The following is a 16436-nucleotide window of genomic DNA, read 5'->3' as shown; positions in this document are numbered from 1 at the left end:
GCAATGGAATCAATTGAGCATGGACGGGAATGGGGTGCTACCCCCCTATTGGAGTCAATATCCGTTTCTGGTGCGGAACCGGTCAATTTCCCTCTTTGAAGGTGTTTCACCGGTGAAAAGCTCTACGTAAGCGGGAACGCGGTTGATGCGACGGGCGGGATCTTCTTCGACCTCCATCGAGATGTATCCGACCTGCGTGTAAAGGATCGTCATCGCTCGTATTTCGGCGTCGCCCCTAGCATACCCAAACCGTCGAAACATCGCGAGCACCGCTGCTTTTCGCCGCGCATCCGCTTGGTCCAGACGTTGCTTCAAAGGTGGGTCATGGCGCGCCCAGCTGCGGATTGCATGATCCAGCGGGGCGTCGAAAAGGGATCGGTCGATCCAGCAGTCCTGAAGGTTGAACATCGCCTCGCAAATCGTCTCGGCGTAAGCCTCGCACCGGGCGATCAGGTTGCCGGTGTTCTTATCTTCCCACCGCGCGATCATCGCGTCCAGCAACGCCTCTCGATCGCGAAAATGATGATAGAAACCGGTGCGGGTCAGCCCAAGCTGCTTCGCCAACGGCATGACTTTTACGGCGTCCACGCCAGCCTCAATCAGCAATTCCAAAGCTGCATCCAGCCACATTTGATCGGAGGCACGCGGGCGGGTTGGGGTAATCTTGTTCATGCCCGCATCTTAGAAAACTTGACACAACTGTCAAATGGGATGACAGATATGTAAAGAGTGTGACTCGCAAAAGGGAGGTTGCGATGAACGAAGTGATCAAGCGACGTCGTCGCAGCAGCACCCGTGGACAGCGTGACAGTCAGCCGGGGCAGAACCCGCATCTGGAACGTCCGTTCATCAAACGCGGTATCCCCACTTACGATATTCTGGGCGATGATGCGCTTGAGCAGATTGAGGCGACCGCAGACCGCATCATGGCCGAGATCGGGATCGAGTTTCGCGACGATCCGGACACGGTCGAGATGTTTCGCAAGGCGGGCGGGCAGGTCACAGATATTGACCCCACGCGCCGGAACATCAAATTCGCCCCCGGCATGATCCGCGAAATCCTGAAAACTGCCCCGGCTGAATTCACCCAGCACGCGCGCAACCCGGCCAACAATGTGCAAATCGGCGGTGACAACGTGGTGTTCGCACCATCCTATGGCAGCCCCTTCGTCATGGATCTGGACCGGGGGCGGCGATACGGCACGCTTGAGGACTTCCAGAACTTCGTGAAGTTGGGCCAAATGAGCCCTTGGCTGCACCATTCTGGCGGCACAGTGTGCGAGCCGACCGACATCCCGGTGAACAAGCGCCATCTGGATATGGTCTATTCGCACATGCGGTATTCTAACCGGCCCTTCCTTGGGTCGGTCACAGCGCCCGAGCGTGCCGCCGATAGCGTCGAGATGTGCCGCATCCTGTTCGGGGCAGATTTCGTAGATCAGAATTGCGTGATCATGGGCAATTTCAATACGACCAGCCCGTTGGTGATTGACGGTGTGACCTCGCAAGGTATTCGCGAATATGCGAAGGCGGGGCAGGGGTCGATCCACTTGCCGTTCTTGCTTGGTGGCGCAGTGTCGCCCCTGACCATGGCGGGGTCGGCGGCACAATGTCTGGCCGAAAGCATGGTATCTTGTGCAATCGCCCAACTTGAACGCCCCGGCGCACCGGTTGTGCTGGCAAGTTTCCTAAGCACCATGTCTTTGCGATCCGGGTCACCCACATTTGGAACGTCCGAGGCGGCGGTGGGCAGTCTGGTCTTTGGCCAACTTGCGCGTCGTCTGAACTTGCCCCTGCGCTGCGCAGGCAACTTCTCGACCTCGAAACTACCAGATGCACAGGCGATGCAGCAAGCCATGATGTCGATGATGTCGGCTATCCACAGCGGCGCGAATTACCTGCTGCATTCAGCAGGGTTCCTGGATGGATTGCTGTCGATGTCTTACGAGAAATTCATGCTCGACCTCGATCTTTGTGGCGCGCTTCACGCCTATCTGGACGGGGTTGTGGTGAACGAGGATACTTTGGGCTTCGACGCGCTGGCCGAAAAGGGGCCGGGCGAGCATCTGTTCTCAACCGCCCACACGATGCGCCACTACAAAACCGCCTATTACGACAGTGCCTTGGACGACCATCAACCATGGGAAACGTGGGATGAGCAGGGCGAGGTTGATATGGCCGCTCGTGCCAATTTGCGCTGGAAGGCCCAGTTAGCTGCCTATGAGGCGCCGCCCATCGACGCCGCTGTTGACGATGCCCTGAAAGAGTACATAGCCCGCAAGAAGGCGTCCATGGACGATGCTTGGTATTAATGCTTGGTTTTAAGGAAGACGACCATGTCCACTGATCCTCTATTGCAGCCCTATCAATTGGGCCACCTGATACTGCGTAATCGGATCATGACCACCAGCCATGAACCGGCCTATCCCGAAGATGGAATGCCCAAGGAACGCTATGCGGCCTATCACGCGGAACGTGCCAAGGCCGGCGTCGCGATGGCGATGACGGCAGGGTCGGCGGCGGTGTCAAAGGACAGCCCACCCGTCTTCAACAACATCCTCGCCTATAAGGACGAGGTGGTGCCGTGGATCAGGAACCTAACCGATGCTGTCCATGAACATGGCGCGGCCTGCATGATCCAGCTGACCCATCTTGGGCGGCGCACGGGTTGGAACAAAGGCGACTGGTTGCCGCCGGTCTGTTCCACACCGCACCGTGAACCGGCCCACCGCGCTTTTCCAAAATTGGCAGAGGACTGGGATATCACCCGCATCATTTCCGATTTTGCCGACGCGGCTGAGCGGATGAAAGAGGGCGGCATGGATGGGGTCGAGATCATGACCCATGGGCATTTGCTGGATCAGTTCATTTCGCCCCTTACCAACCGTCTCGATGGACCCTACGGCGGTGATCTGACAGGGCGGATGCGACTGACGATGGACATCATTGATGCCGTGCGTGGACGCGTCGGCAATGAATTTATCCTCGGCGTGCGTTTTGCCCCGGACGAAGCTCAGGACGGTGGCATTGACCCGGAAATGGGCATGGAGATTGCCAAGATGCTGCGCGATAGCGGGCAGGTGGATTATCTGAACATCAACCGCGGGCGCATTCATACGGACCCGGCGATGACAGATATGATCCCCATTCAGGGCGCGCCCTCGTCGCCGCACCTGGATTTTGCCGGGCGGGTGCGCGCTGAAGTCGGTATGCCGACCTTTCACGCCGCCCGTATCCCTGACGTGGCAACGGCGCGTCATGCAATTTCCTCGGGCCAGCTCGATATGGTGGGCATGACGCGCGCGCACATGGCTGACCCCCATATCGTGCAGAAGATCGTCGAGGGGCGCGAGGATGATATCCGCCCCTGCGTCGGCGCGACCTACTGTCTGGACCGTATCTATCAGGCGGGCGATGCGTTGTGCATCCACAATGCCGCCACCGGGCGCGAATTGACGATGCCGCATGTGGTCAAAACCGCCCCCCAGAACCGTAAAGTCGTGATCGTCGGTGCTGGTCCGGCCGGGCTGGAAGCCGCCCGCGTCGCCGCCGAGCGTGGTCATGATGTGACCGTTTTTGAGGCGCAACCCAACCCCGGTGGGCAGGTGCGCCTGACCGCCCAAACCCCGCGTCGGCGCGAGATGATCGGGATCATCGACTGGCGCATGGCGCAATGTGCCGCGCGGGATGTAACGTTTCATTTCAACACATGGGCGGAAGCCGATGACGTGACGGCGCTGGACCCGGATGTGGTGATTGTCGCCACCGGCGGCCTGCCGAACCTTGAGCTGTTTGAAAGCAAGGGCGATCAGGACTTGGCCGTCAGCGCGTGGGATGTGATCGCGGGCGACGTGAAATGCGCAGGTGATGTGCTGATCTACGACGAAAGCGGGGACCATCCGGCGCTGCAAGCCGCCGAAATTGCCGCCGAGGCAGGGGCCACAGTCGAGGTGATGACGCCTGATCGCGTCTTCGCCCCTGACATCATGGCGATGAACTTGGTGCCCTACATGCGGTCGCTCCAACCCAAAGGCGTGCGGTTCACCGTGACCGAGCGGCTGCTGGACATCGCACGAGATGGCAACCGCCTGCGTGTGACCCTTGGCACGGACTATTCAGATTACACCCGCGAAGCGACCTATGATCAGGTGGTGGTCAACTACGGCACGTTGCCGATGGCGGACCTTTATTTCGATCTGAAAGAGACGTCCGTGAACCGTGGCGAAGTGGATCAAGCCGCCCTGATCGAGGGTCGCCCGCAGTCGATCCGCACCAATCCAGACGGCGCGTTTCAGCTTTTCCGGATCGGTGATGCGGTATCTGCGCGCAACACCCATGCGGCGATCTATGACGCGCTACGGTTGGTCAAGGATATCTAAGGACGCGCTAGCTGCCCTGTTGGACCCGCTCGATATAGGCGCGCAGTTCGCCCGCTTCCTGCCGTGCGTCGCGCAAACCGTCCATGGCGGCGCTTAGCTCTGCTTCGGTCTGTTGTAACTGGTTCGACATTTCCGCTTCGCGTTGCTGCAGATAAGTCATCGCCTGATCGCGGGTTTCTTCAGCCTCGTGAAGGGCTTGGGCCATTTTGTCCAGTTCGCCCATTTCGCTGCCAGCGACTTGCACGAAACGATGGATCAGCCAGTGGGCAAACCACCCCAGAGCAAATGCCACAAACAGGATGATGGCGGTGACGATGATAAACTCGGTTCTGTTCATCGGCGGAAGTCCTTGTTTGGTGGCCTAGCGCTCGGGGCGCGGTTTGGGGCGGGCGTCATCGGGTTTGGGTGCAAATACATCTACGCCACTGAAAGGGGGGTCGGCTGCATCTGCTTCTTCGTCGCCTTCAGCTTGCGGCTCGGCACCGTCGTCTGCCCCCTCGGTCGCGTCGGTCGTGGGGGCATCAAGCAGGCGGAATTCAATGCGGCGATTGGCTTCGCGCCCGTCTTCGGTTCCGTTATCGGCAATCGGGTTTTCTTCGCCGTAACCCTGAGCGGTCAGGTTCGTGGTCAGGATACGTCGCGACAATAGGGCATTCAGGACCGCCTGGGCGCGGTTTTGCGACAGCGAAAGGTTCATTTCTTCGCGTCCCTGACTGTCGGTGTAGCCTGCGATTTCCATCCGCACATCGGCGCAGTCTTTCATGATCTCGGCGATCTTGTCGATTGTGTCAGCGGCCGTGGCCTCGATATTGGCCGAGCCCGGCGCAAAGGTGATTTTCGCCTCAGCCATGGCGGCATTTATGTTCGCGGCGCATTGCTCAGGGCTGGGCAGCGCGTGGCGCGGGTCCAACTCCTCCTGATACTCCACATTGACTTGAAAGTTTTTCGAGGCGCCCAGTTTTTCGCTAAGGATACGCGAAACCGTCGCGCTGGCATCTTTGTCGCCGGTCACACCGCGAATGTCCACGACCTCTGGCTGGACCACGACCGAGCCGCTGGCCAGATAGGATAGTGCTTCCAACGCGGCAAGGACGCGGGTGGGCCAGTCGGTCGGCAGATCTTGATCCAGCCGGGTTGCGGGATACACATTGCCCGACCCAAATTTTGCCCGCGCGAAGCTGTCTGTGGCGCTGCGCAGAGTTTCATCGGTTAAGCGGCCGCGCAATTGCACCAGTCCTTCGGGGCTGCGTGTGGCGACGAATTCGGGCGTCCCGACGCCGTCGCCGCTTCCGTCGATCTTAACCGGCGCGGGCAACACGGAATGCAGTGAATACAGGTCTGGCAGATCGTTTTCCAACTCTCCCACCACGCGATCAAAGTCGGTCTGTGGCGTGGTGTCGGGCGCGATAAGCGTTACGTCAGCATCCGAAAACGTGATCGAACCGCCGCCCAATTCTTTGACCGCAAGAATGCCGGTTGCGACGGCGTCCGGCCAGTCCGGCGAAGGCACGCCCAGTCCGATTGTGCAGTTGGCGCTGCCGGTCAAGCCAGCTTCCGTAGCGGCGGACACGATCTTGGCGCGGCCGACCGTGGTATGGGCTGAACAGGCATCAAATCGTGCGCCTTCTTCGTCGATCAAAAACCGAAGTGTGAATGGCGTGATCACTGGACGGGGCGCAGAAATATCAATCGCCAGCAGGGCCGAGCGCGGCGCTTGGCGCTTCAAATCACGCGCCCATTTGGCTTTCTGTGCTTCACTGTCCGCCAATGCCGTGATCGCCACCTTGCCCGCATCCATCGAGATCTTGGATCGTGGCAGGGTCTCAAGCGCATAGATCGCGAATGCCAGTACCTCGTCCCAGTTGGCAGGCACTGGGTAGTCGGCTACCTCAAGCAGGTCGGTGACATGCAAAACGCCTGTGATCGCGTTGACATCGTCGTTCAGGCCTTCACGGTCCGACGCCGCCGGGATCAAGCCAATCATGGAAATACCGGCATCGTTGCGCAGGATTTCAATCGAAAAGCGCGGTGGCTTAATGGCTTCCGCTTCGGGAATGGTGACGTTGTCAATGACGCGGGTCGAATCGACAACCTTGCTCGCGGCGGCCAAAGCGCGAAAACGCGCCGCTTCGCTGGGGGCAGTACCGGAAAGGACCACTTGTAAACCGTCGGCTTCGACACTGGCCCATTCATGGCTTTGCAAGAACAGCTCGCTTTCGACTGATTCCTGCGATGTCCTCTCGATTGTAGAAACGGCAAAGTTCGCAACAAACAATGACACCAATGCCGCGATAAAGAACGAGGCAGGAACTAGGAAAACTTGCGAAAGGCGCATACTGGGTGGCGTCCGTTATCTGGTGAATCCTACGCTTCTTAAGGTGTGTCGAAGCTCGGCGCAATCACAGCAATTTCGCAATGGCGAGAAACAGCACAACGATCAGCCCGGTATCTCGATTGGACCGAAACAGCCGCAAGCATGTCTCGGGGTCGTCCGTTTTTAGCTGCCCAAGCTGCCACATCATATGCCAGCCCATGAACCACACGCCACCCAGCGCAACCACCAGCGACAGAACGTTTTCATTGGGAATTAAGGCCAAAGCAACGGAAATCGCCATCAGGATAATGGTAAGGATCTGGAACAAAAGCAGCCACTTGCGGCTGTTGTCGCCGAAGAGCCGCGCGGTGGATTTAACCCCGATCAGGGCATCATCCTCGGTGTCTTGATGTGCATAGATCGTGTCATAAAACAGTGTCCACGCGATACCTGCGGCATATAGCACCACAGCGGGCCAGCCAAGGCTCCCGGTATGTGCGGTCCAAGCCAGCAACGCGCCCCAGTTGAAGGCGATGCCCAGAAAGACCTGCGGCCACCATGTGAATCGCTTGGCAAACGGATAGATCGCGACCGGGGCCAGCGACACAATGCCCAGCAAGATGGTTGTGCCGTTGAAGGTCAGCAAAATCCCGAAGGCGATCAATGCCTGCAGGGCCATCCATATCGCGGCCTGTTTTGCGGTGACTTGCCCGGACGGAATGGGCCTGCTGCGGGTGCGTTCGACCTGTGCATCAATGTCGCGGTCGGTGATGTCGTTCCACGTGCAACCCGCACCACGCATCAGCCATGCCCCGATGGCGCAGCCCAGCATGATCCACAGATCGAACCAGCCGAACCGCCCGGTCGCATTGGCGGCGAGAAGCAGCCCCCACCAGCACGGCAGCAGCAACAGCCAGGTGCCAATGGGCCGGTCCGCGCGACTGAGGCGCAGGTAAGGGCGGCTCCAACCCGGTGCGCGACGATCGACCCAATTGCCGGTATAGGCATCGGCGACTTGCCCTTTTGGCTCTGGCATATTGGCGTTTTGGGTCATAGGTTTCCCTCATGAAACAGGCGAAAGTCAGGCTCTATGTAGATCACCCCTTGGGCAAGGGGCAAACCGTTTCGCTGGATCGCGATCAGGCGCATTACCTTTTCGGGGTGATGCGGCTGGGTGAGGGCGACCTTGTCGCCCTGTTCAATGGTCGGGACGGAGAGTTCCCGGCCCGTGTGATTGAAGCCGGGAAGCGCAAGGGCGTTCTGGAATGTCAGGCGCAGTCGCGCCCATTGCACATGCCGCCCGACCTGTGGCTGTGCTTTGCGCCGATCAAGAAAGCGCGCACCGATTTCATCGTCGAAAAAGCGGCCGAGATGGGCGCGGCCCTGATCCAGCCCATGTCGACCGAATACACCAATTCCGAACGCATCCGGCGCGACCGGCTGCAGGCCCATGCCATCGAGGCCGCCGAACAATGCGGCGGCACTTATGTGCCCGAGGTCGTGGACCTGATGCGCATGGACAGGCTGTTGGGCGCATGGCCAGATGATCGCCAGATCATGTTTTGTGACGAAGCGCTTGTGGGCGCGGCAGAGACTCTGAGTGCAGCCAGCGGCCATCGCTGGGCGATCTTCATCGGGCCGGAAGGTGGCTTTTCCGACCGTGAACGCGCGCGTCTGCACGCAATGGATATCGCCCACCCCGTCAGCCTTGGTCCGCGTATCTTGCGGGCGGATACAGCCGCGGTGGCAGCGATGACCTTGTGGCAGCATACGTTGGGGGATTGGACGTGATACGGTCCGAGCAGGCAGGCGACGAAGCTGCCATCGACACATTCCTGGCACATCACGCCGAGACGAGCATGTTTCTACGCTCGAACCTTTCACGATTTGGGTTGTTCAATCGCGAGCATACGCACGCGACAGAATTCTGGCTGTCTGGCTCAGAGCAGATTGAGGCTGTGTTCGGCATCTCAAACACCGGGTTTGCAATGAGCCAGGCGCCACGTGTGACTGCCGCCCATTGGGACGCGTTTGCAGCTGAAGTTGCCGGGCGGCAACTGGCGGGCATCACGGGGGAAACCAGGCAGGTCGATGCCGCAAAACGGGCTCTGAGGGTAGAAGACGCGGACTGGGCGCTCGATGCGCCTGAGCCACTTTACCGATTGCCTTTGGCGAATCTTAACGTGCCAGATCAACCCGGCACTATTCGAAAATCGGTTGAAGCGGACAGGGATCTGATCTTTTCATGGGCGCGCGCATATGCTGCTGAACTTCATATGTCTTCGCCCGAACGACTGGATGAAGAGGCGCAGGGCCGAACGGACCGAGCATTGGAAACTGGTGACGTGCGCATTCTGGAGGTCAACGGTCAGCCGGTTGCCATGACTGCGATCAACGCCCGCCTGCCCGACATGATCCAGATCGGGGGCGTCTACACACCTCGGGATCTGCGTGGCAAGGGGTATGCCCGCCGCGTCGTTGCTCTCCACCTCGCCGAGGAGCGCGAGCAAGGCGTGGCAAGCGCCATCCTGTTTGCCAGCGGACCCGCCGCCTGTCGCGCCTATGAAGCCATTGGATTTCGCCACATCGGCTCCTACGCGCTGGCTATACTGAAAGAGCCTGTCATATTGGGTGTCGCATGAGCTTTGTTCGACCCGATGCATCAGTTGCACTGGCGCGCTATCGCGAGGCGCTGGTTGGCGGCAGCGTGCTATTGCTAGGTCTGTGGTGGGCGTGGGGCTCTTTGGGGCTCATAAAATGGATGGGATTGGTACTGGCCGCGTTTGGCGCGTTGATCCTGTGGTCGGGCCTGCGTCACGCGCGCATCCGTGCCGGGCACGGTGGTGTCGGTGTCGTGCAGGTGGACGAACGGCAAATCACCTATCTAGCCCCAATCGGAGGCGGCTTTGCATCTTTGGACGATGTTCAGCGGATCGAAATCACCAAAGATCGTGCGGGTATGGCGGTTTGGTCCCTGCGCACGGGCAGCGAAATTCTGTTTATCCCAGTGCGCGCTGAAGGGGCCGAAGCATTGTTTGATGCGCTCACCGCCCTATCAGGCGCAGACATTGATGCAGCCATCCATGCGGCCAACGCCCCACCCAATGAAACCGTCGTGATCTGGCAGCGCGCTGTCGTTAAGCTGCATTGACAGTCCCGGCCCATTGGACCACCACTGAATGACCTTGCAAGGCGCGAACAGTAGGAGACGCCCATGTCCATCCCTCAGTCCGGCGGCGGACCGATCACCCACCAAGACCAGTTGGCTCAATACCTGTCGGACGGCTGCAAGCCACGCGATGCGTGGAAGATCGGCACCGAGCATGAGAAGTTCGGCTATTGCAAGGACACGCTAAAGCCGCTGCCTTATGACGGACCGCGGTCGATCCTGGCGATGCTGGAAGGTCTGCGTGACCGTTTCAACTGGTCCGAGGTGCGCGAGGCGGGCAACCTGATCGGGCTAGAGCGTGACGGCGCGAATATCAGTCTAGAGCCGGGCGGGCAGTTTGAACTGTCCGGCGCGCCATTGGATAGCATCCACCAGACCTGTGACGAGGTGAACGAACACCTTCGCGAAGTGCAAGAGGTTGCTGACAAGATTGGCGCGCGATTCATCGGTCTTGGTGCTGCCCCCGAATGGTCGCATGAGCAGATGCCGGTGATGCCCAAGGGGCGCTACAAGCTGATGACCGACTACATGGACAAAGTGGGCACGCACGGCAAACAGATGATGTATCGGACCTGCACGGTTCAAGTGAACCTCGACTTCGCAAGCGAGGCTGACATGGTGCAGAAATTCCGCGTGGCGCTGGCCCTGCAGCCCGTTGCCACCGCGCTTTTCGCCAATTCGCCGTTTTTTGAGGGCAAACCCAACGGCCACAAGTCATGGCGGTCGCGCATCTGGCGCGATCTGGACCCGGCCCGCACCGGAATGCTGCCCTTCGTATTTGAAGACGGCATGGGGTTCGAGCGCTATGTGCAATACGCGCTCGATGTGCCGATGTATTTTGTCTATCGCGACGGGCAGTATATCGACGCGCTGGGCCAGTCCTTCCGTGAGTTCATGCAAGGCAAACTGCCCGCACTGCCGGGTGAAACGCCGACGCTGTCCGATTGGGCCGACCACCTGACCACAATCTTCCCCGAAGCCCGTATCAAACAATATATGGAAATGCGCGGCGCCGATGGCGGCCCGTGGCGGCGCCTTTGCGCGCTGCCGGCGTTCTGGGTCGGGTTGATGTATGACGCAGGCAGCCTTGATGCGGCGTGGGACTTGATCAAAAACCTTGATGCCGAAACGCGCGAGGGGTTACGCGTTGCGGCATCGGTCAAAGGCTTGCAAGGCGAGGCGGGCGGCGTGAAACTGCACGACCTTGCGCGCGAGGCCGTGAAGATCGCCGAAGCTGGCCTGAAAGCGCGCGCGCGGGCAGGCAATGCCGGATTGGTGCCGGACGAAACCCATTTCCTGAACGCCGTTCAGGAGAGTGTCGAGGAAGGCCGGTCCCCCGCGTGTGAATTGCTGGCCAAATACCATGGCGAGTGGGATGGCGATCTTAGCCGGATTTACGCCGAATACAGTTACTGAAGCATGGTGTGTGTTGGGTGGCGTGAGTTGATGGGTGTTCGGTCTGCGGACAAACCAGACACATGCCATCGCCGTGACCCCATGTGCAGCAAACTCCGATGCATATTCGCGGCTAAAGCGCAGTTTGGCCCAGAACTACTGAAAAGAAGCTGGCAAGCGAGAAAGCAGTAAGCCCGGCGTGTCAGTTGTCATCTAATTGGCGCACAAGAGCGGCTTGAGCATTGAGCTGTTTCTAACGCCGCAAAGGTGTGCGAGGCCCTTCTTTACAGAAAAACGACCTCCGAAAAAATCGGAGGTCGCGCGGTTCTGTCTTTGCGGATTGCCTGTCAGACTAGTAACCCAGAGTTGCTGCATCAACCCGACGGGGGTCTGACGCACCAAACAAAAGACCGGCCTCTGAATCGACCATGATCGATTGCGTCGATCCCATGACAGACTTTGCTTTCACATTATGGCCGCGTTGTTCCAGAATGCGGATCGTATCCTTGCTGATGCCATCTTCGATGCGGATTTCATCAGGTAGCCACTGGTGGTGAATACGCGGCGCAACCGATGCTTCGGCGATGTTCATGCCATGGTCGATGACATTCATGATGATCTGCAATGTGGTCGTGATGATCCGCGACCCACCAGGGCTTCCTGTCACCAGAAACACATCGTCGTCCTTCATGACGATGGTCGGCGACATCGAAGATAGCGGGCGCTTGCCTGCTTCCACCGCGTTTGCGTCGCCACCAATTAGACCATAGGCGTTGGCGACGCCAGATTTGGCCGAAAAATCATCCATCTCGTTGTTCATCAAAACACCCGTGCCATCGGCGACCATGCCGGTGCCGTATGAGAAGTTGATCGTATAGGTGTTCGACACCGCATTGCCCCACTGATCCACGATCGAGAAATGAGTGGTCTCGTTGCTTTCGTAAGAAGCAAGATCACCCGGTTTGATCGTATCCGACGGCGTGGCCACGTTCAGGCTGATCTGGTTCCTGATATCCGCCGCATAGTCTTTCGACGTGATCTCGTCCAATGGGACGTCGACGAAATCACTATCGCCCAGATATTCAGACCGGTCCGCATAGGCGCGTTTCATTGCTTCAGACATCAGGTGGATTGTGTCGGCCGAATTGTGACCAAGGAACCCGATGGGATAATCTTCAAGGATGTTCAAGATCTGCACGATATGAGCCCCGCCCGAACTGGGTGGCGGCATCGAAACAATCTCGTAACCCCGATATTCACCGGTCACGGGTTCGCGCAGGACGGGTTTATAGGCGGCCATGTCTTCGACCGTGATGCGTCCACCTGCCGCTTGCACAGAAGCTGAAATCTGTTCGGCAACGCTTCCCTTGTAAAAACCGTCAACACCTTCGTCAGAGATTTTTTGCAGTGTGGTCGCCAGATCGGCCTGAACCAGCAGCTCGCCGGGTTCATAGTAATCACCACCTTCTTTGTAGAATATCTTTTCCGACGATGGCCATTTCTTGAGCCGCTCATCCAGCCCTTTCAGGCTGTCGGCCAATCCCGGTGTTACGGCAATACCATCGCGCGCCAAAGCAATTGCAGGGTTGAGCACCTCTTCCCACGACATGGTTCCGTATTCATCCAAAGCCATTTTCATGCCAGCGACCGTGCCGGGGACACCCGAGGCCAAACCAGTGAAGCGGGACAATTCGCTGTCGGCATTGCCATCAGCATCAAGGAACATATCGCGTTCGGCACCGGAAGGCGCCATTTCACGGTAGTCGATCGCACGTGTTTCGTTGGACTCGGCATCATGAACCAGCATGAAACCACCACCGCCAAGATTGCCCGCGCGCGGCAGCGTGACCGCCAGTGCAAAAGCCACCGCGATCCCGGCGTCAATTGCGTTGCCGCCTGCTTCCAGAATGTCCAGCCCGACCTGCGCCGCCAAAGCTTCTTGTGCGGCAACCATACCATTTTCGGCATAAACTGGATGCACACGATCGTCGCCGGAATAGATGGCAGCTTGCTGTGCGTAAGATGCTGAAGAAGTGACAATTGATGCGCATAGCGCACCTGTAATTATCCGTTTCACATTGAGTCCCCCAAAATAAGAAAGCCATCCAACCGTTCAGCACTGAAGCATTCCGGTCAAGATGAAGGCAGGATAGCGCGCGGAATACCGCACAAGCAATGGTAGAAGTCGGAGGTCTTTGAACCCCTCAATCGTGCACTTTAGCTGGCTGAACCCCCCTTGTTTGCCGGGAACGCCGAAGTAAGGGCACTGGCTTATGGAGTAGAACAAATGTGAGAATGGGTGTTTGTTTGAAGCGCTTGAGCAGACTGTACGAATTGTGTTTGAGCAATGGACGATTTTTAACAATCAATCTGCGAAGTGGCCTCATTTTTCGAACCAGCTTTCAGCGTTTTCGGGATCATCCCCTTCCACGCCTCGCCGTTTCTGCTGATTTTGCTGGCCAACGATTTGGCGATGTCCCTGCCGGTAGTCGGCACCTTCCCCGCATCCATCATGACAGGACAACTGGCCGCAGCATTGATTCTGGGCAATGTCTCTACCAGCTTTTCATTAACATGGGTGGCGCGGCTGTCTTTTTGCGGTGAGCATCGTAGCACTTTTATGGCAACGTTCGCCCAAGTGGATGTTACCAAACTGCTAATCCTTGGTTTTCTGTTGAGGATATCTAGCGGGGTGCTGATGTTTTTCGGGACCTGCGTGTCGATCACCGCGGATGATAAGCCGAAGGCCTTCGCCACCCGACTGGGCTATTCGTTGATCAACACGGGCATTGTCATCAGCTTGCTCACAGTGCTTTTTGGGTCGCTCAACCTGGCGGGTTTGTTCCTTATTCTAGCGGTAATTTACCTGTATTTGCTGGCCGGCTTCCCCGATGTGAAGATCTGTGCGGCAAAGGTCAGACCGCCGCACGTGAAAGGGCCGCCGTCATGGGTTCTACCGCTTGCAGGGTTTGCATTGCTGTGGTTGATTTTTGTGGGGCAACCCGGCTTCTATTCCTTGCACGCCTCCTTCGAATTTGACGATATCAACTTGTTGCTGCTTGTCTTCAGTGTCCCGCGAATTGCGGCGGGTGTGTTACTGATCGCTTTCAACACCGCTCTCATCAAAAGTGGTGACAACAAGGGTTTGATCCTGTGGGGCATGGCAGAAATATCATGCGTGTTCGCACTGATCGGTGAAGGCCCGCTAGAAATCATCCTTTTTGTCGTCGTTTTCCTCGAAATATCCCTGAACATTTTGGCGACTTATGCTCAAGGGACGGTTGCGCAGGAATACCCGCAATTGGCCGTCCGTTTCTTGGCACCAACCGTTATGCTGGGGGCGATCGCTGGCCCTATTGTGTTTGGGACGCTCATCGGCGGGAATGTCCACCAAATCACTATTGGCTTGGCTGTTCTAGCCTGCGCAATTCCCACCTTGATAAATACCGTCTTGCGTCCCACGAAATAGCACGGGTTAGAAACATTACGAAATTTGCACTTGGCTGACTGGCTGCACGGTCACAAAGTTGCCTAGAGCCTGTGCCACTTGACTGACCACGCGAAGCGCCATTTTGTGAGGCGGATGTTCTTACAACACCTCGTGGCTTACCATGCACATGTCCATCATCGGTTGTCTGGGTTCTCTCCAGCCGAACCGTCAACGAATGGCCGACCTCCGCATCCTTCGGAAATTTGACAACCCCCGAGGGTTAAGCGCTCTGGACTCAATGCCGCTATCCGGTCTTTCCCCGCGCGTGTTAGTCCGGCAGCATCTTCCCCGGATTCATGATCCCCTTTGGGTCCAACGCCTGCTTGACTTGCCGCATCACAGCCAAAGCAACTCTGTCTTTGCGCCGCCGCATGGAGGGCAGTTTTGACAGCCCAATGCCGTGCTCGGCCGAGAAACTGCCACCTAGGGCGATGGTCACTTCCTCGACCCGTTCCATGATCGGATCGGCAAGGGCGGCGTCGCTGGGAAAGACCGTGTAGTGGATGTTTCCGTCGCCCAGATGCGCGACCTCGATGACCTCGGCAAGCGGGTCGATTTGAGTCAGCTCATCGCCCATGCGCGTCAGAAATGCCTCGACCCGATCCAGTGGCAAGGCGATGTCGTTGTTCACCAGCGGGTGGCGCGACAGGATGACCTCGGCGGCGGCTTCGCGACTTTCCCACATCTGGGCGCGCTGGGCGTCGTTCTGGGCGATGACGGCATCGATGATCGCGCCATCTTCCATGAAGCCCGCCAGAACCTCTTCCAGCCGGTTGTTCAGCGGCACCGAGCCATCGTCTTCGTGCGTGGCATCCCGCGCCACGGTCGACCCGATCTCGGCCAAGATGTTGATCGCGTGAGGGTCTGCAAATGGCGGGCGGAAATCCGGTCGTTTCGCCGCCAAGGCGTCGAAATACCGGTCGGGCATATATTCGAACGCCTCAACCGCGCGGCCTGTCGCGTCTTGTAATTGGTTCAGGATTGCCAGCGCGTCGCCCAGCGACTTAACGGCGAGCATGGCCGTTGCGCGTGCTTTTGGGGCAGGGACAAGCTTCAAAACCGCACCGGTGATAATCGCCAGCGTGCCTTCTGACCCGATCAACAAATCACGCAGATCATAGCCGGAATTGTCCTTGTGCAACTCGCTCATCAGATCAAGCAGCTCACCGTTCGGTAAAACTGCTTCGATACCGATGCACAGGTCACGGGTGTTACCATGGCGCACGACGTTTGACCCGCCCGCATTGGTGGCGAGCATCCCGGCGATCATGCACGACCCTTTGGCACCGAAACTCATTGGAAAGCTCAGGCCGTGGGACGCGACAGCGGTTTGCAGATTTACCAGCACCACGCCACCATCGACGACGGCAAGCCGTGCCTCGGGACGGATGTCGCGGATGCGGTTCATGCGCGACAAAGACAGAACAAGACTGCCTGCAGGCGCTTGCGTGCCACCAGACAGGCTGGTGTTGCCCGAGACTGGCACCACTGGCGTTCCGGTCTCATGCGCGATTGCCATGACAGCCTGCACATCTGCGGTCGTGCCGGGCCGCAGCACGGCCATCGGGGCGCTGTGATACTTGCCCAGCCAGTCGCTGGCCCAAGGGGCCGTATCGGCCCCAGTCAGCACATGGGCCTCGCCGATGGTCTTGCGAAGGCGTTCCAACAAATCCATGTGACCTCCTGTTT

13 protein-coding genes are annotated in these 16436 nt (G+C 58.4%); 7 read left to right on the top strand and 6 right to left on the bottom strand.

Annotation, left to right across the window (positions count from 1 at the left end):
* Positions 1-54: 54 nt before the first annotated feature.
* On the bottom strand, positions 55-672 hold the full coding sequence (locus MUY35_RS10965; protein WP_248367944.1) for a TetR/AcrR family transcriptional regulator: 618 nt from the start codon (positions 670-672) through the stop codon (positions 55-57).
* Between the two features lie 83 nt (positions 673-755).
* Between MUY35_RS10965 and MUY35_RS10960 the strand changes: the two genes are divergently transcribed.
* Together MUY35_RS10960 and MUY35_RS10955 are read left to right on the top strand one after the other, a co-directional pair.
* Complete coding sequence (locus tag MUY35_RS10960) at positions 756-2312, top strand: trimethylamine methyltransferase family protein (protein ID WP_248367941.1); 1557 nt, start codon at positions 756-758, stop codon at positions 2310-2312.
* A 24-nt stretch (positions 2313-2336) separates the two neighbouring features.
* Entirely contained in the window at positions 2337-4379 is a 2043-nt protein-coding gene (locus MUY35_RS10955; protein ID WP_248367938.1) for an NADH:flavin oxidoreductase, read from the top strand.
* A gap of 7 nt (positions 4380-4386) precedes the next feature.
* On the opposite strand, the gene MUY35_RS10950 is transcribed toward MUY35_RS10955, so the two are convergent.
* From MUY35_RS10950 to ubiA, 3 genes are all read right to left on the bottom strand, one after another.
* Positions 4387-4716: a hypothetical protein gene (locus MUY35_RS10950; protein WP_248367935.1), complete on the bottom strand. Its 330-nt coding sequence runs from the start codon at positions 4714-4716 to the stop codon at positions 4387-4389.
* Positions 4717-4740: 24 nt separating this feature from the next.
* Entirely contained in the window at positions 4741-6714 is a 1974-nt protein-coding gene (locus MUY35_RS10945) for an OmpA family protein (RefSeq protein WP_248367933.1), read from the bottom strand.
* Between the two features lie 64 nt (positions 6715-6778).
* On the bottom strand, positions 6779-7747 hold the full coding sequence (gene ubiA / locus MUY35_RS10940; protein ID WP_248367926.1) for a 4-hydroxybenzoate octaprenyltransferase: 969 nt from the start codon (positions 7745-7747) through the stop codon (positions 6779-6781).
* 11 nt (positions 7748-7758) lie between these two features.
* Here ubiA and MUY35_RS10935 point away from each other — a divergent pair, with 11 nt between their 5' ends.
* The 4 genes from MUY35_RS10935 to MUY35_RS10920 all read left to right on the top strand — a co-directional run bounded on the left by MUY35_RS10935 (position 7759) and on the right by MUY35_RS10920 (position 11278).
* Positions 7759-8484, top strand: coding sequence for a 16S rRNA (uracil(1498)-N(3))-methyltransferase (locus MUY35_RS10935; RefSeq protein WP_248367924.1), 726 nt, complete (start codon positions 7759-7761; stop codon positions 8482-8484).
* Entirely contained in the window at positions 8481-9335 is an 855-nt protein-coding gene (locus MUY35_RS10930) for a GNAT family N-acetyltransferase (protein ID WP_248367921.1), read from the top strand. Before MUY35_RS10935 ends, MUY35_RS10930 begins: the two co-directional genes overlap by 4 nt.
* Entirely contained in the window at positions 9332-9844 is a 513-nt protein-coding gene (locus MUY35_RS10925; RefSeq protein WP_248367918.1) for a hypothetical protein, read from the top strand. The genes MUY35_RS10930 and MUY35_RS10925 overlap by 4 nt, the downstream gene beginning before the upstream one ends.
* A 63-nt stretch (positions 9845-9907) precedes the next feature.
* Entirely contained in the window at positions 9908-11278 is a 1371-nt protein-coding gene (locus MUY35_RS10920; RefSeq protein ID WP_248367915.1) for a glutamate--cysteine ligase, read from the top strand.
* Between the two features lie 331 nt (positions 11279-11609).
* On the opposite strand, the gene ggt is transcribed toward MUY35_RS10920, so the two are convergent.
* Complete coding sequence (gene ggt, locus MUY35_RS10915) at positions 11610-13334, bottom strand: gamma-glutamyltransferase (RefSeq protein WP_248367912.1); 1725 nt, start codon at positions 13332-13334, stop codon at positions 11610-11612.
* A gap of 300 nt (positions 13335-13634) precedes the next feature.
* Between ggt and MUY35_RS10910 the strand changes: the two genes are divergently transcribed.
* The gene (locus tag MUY35_RS10910; protein ID WP_248367909.1) at positions 13635-14726 is read left to right on the top strand and encodes a hypothetical protein; all 1092 of its coding nucleotides are present in this window, start codon (positions 13635-13637) and stop codon (positions 14724-14726) included.
* A 289-nt stretch (positions 14727-15015) separates the two neighbouring features.
* Here MUY35_RS10910 and MUY35_RS10905 read toward each other — a convergent pair whose 3' ends face one another.
* Positions 15016-16422 (bottom strand): FAD-binding oxidoreductase, encoded by a 1407-nt coding sequence (locus MUY35_RS10905; protein WP_248367906.1) that lies wholly within the window; start codon positions 16420-16422, stop codon positions 15016-15018.
* Between the last annotated feature and the right edge of the window lie 14 nt (positions 16423-16436).

The organism is Aliiroseovarius sp. S1339, assembly GCF_023195695.1.
GTDB lineage: Bacteria > Pseudomonadota > Alphaproteobacteria > Rhodobacterales > Rhodobacteraceae > Aliiroseovarius.
The sequence above is the reverse complement of the archived record's forward strand: the minus strand, read 5'-3'. Positions and strand labels throughout refer to the sequence as shown.

What these genes read in the sequence shown, in the direction of transcription:
- MUY35_RS10905 (WP_248367906.1), bottom strand. Translation starts at nt 16,422, where the DNA reads ATGGATTTGTTGGAACGCCTTCGCAAGACCATCGGCGAGGCCCATGTG.
- MUY35_RS10950 (WP_248367935.1), bottom strand. Translation starts at nt 4,716, where the DNA reads ATGAACAGAACCGAGTTTATCATCGTCACCGCCATCATCCTGTTTGTG.
- ubiA (WP_248367926.1), bottom strand. Translation starts at nt 7,747, where the DNA reads ATGACCCAAAACGCCAATATGCCAGAGCCAAAAGGGCAAGTCGCCGAT.
- MUY35_RS10925 (WP_248367918.1), top strand. Translation starts at nt 9,332, where the DNA reads ATGAGCTTTGTTCGACCCGATGCATCAGTTGCACTGGCGCGCTATCGC.
- MUY35_RS10945 (WP_248367933.1), bottom strand. Translation starts at nt 6,714, where the DNA reads ATGCGCCTTTCGCAAGTTTTCCTAGTTCCTGCCTCGTTCTTTATCGCG.
- MUY35_RS10955 (WP_248367938.1), top strand. Translation starts at nt 2,337, where the DNA reads ATGTCCACTGATCCTCTATTGCAGCCCTATCAATTGGGCCACCTGATA.
- MUY35_RS10920 (WP_248367915.1), top strand. Translation starts at nt 9,908, where the DNA reads ATGTCCATCCCTCAGTCCGGCGGCGGACCGATCACCCACCAAGACCAG.
- MUY35_RS10965 (WP_248367944.1), bottom strand. Translation starts at nt 672, where the DNA reads ATGAACAAGATTACCCCAACCCGCCCGCGTGCCTCCGATCAAATGTGG.
- MUY35_RS10960 (WP_248367941.1), top strand. Translation starts at nt 756, where the DNA reads ATGAACGAAGTGATCAAGCGACGTCGTCGCAGCAGCACCCGTGGACAG.
- MUY35_RS10935 (WP_248367924.1), top strand. Translation starts at nt 7,759, where the DNA reads ATGAAACAGGCGAAAGTCAGGCTCTATGTAGATCACCCCTTGGGCAAG.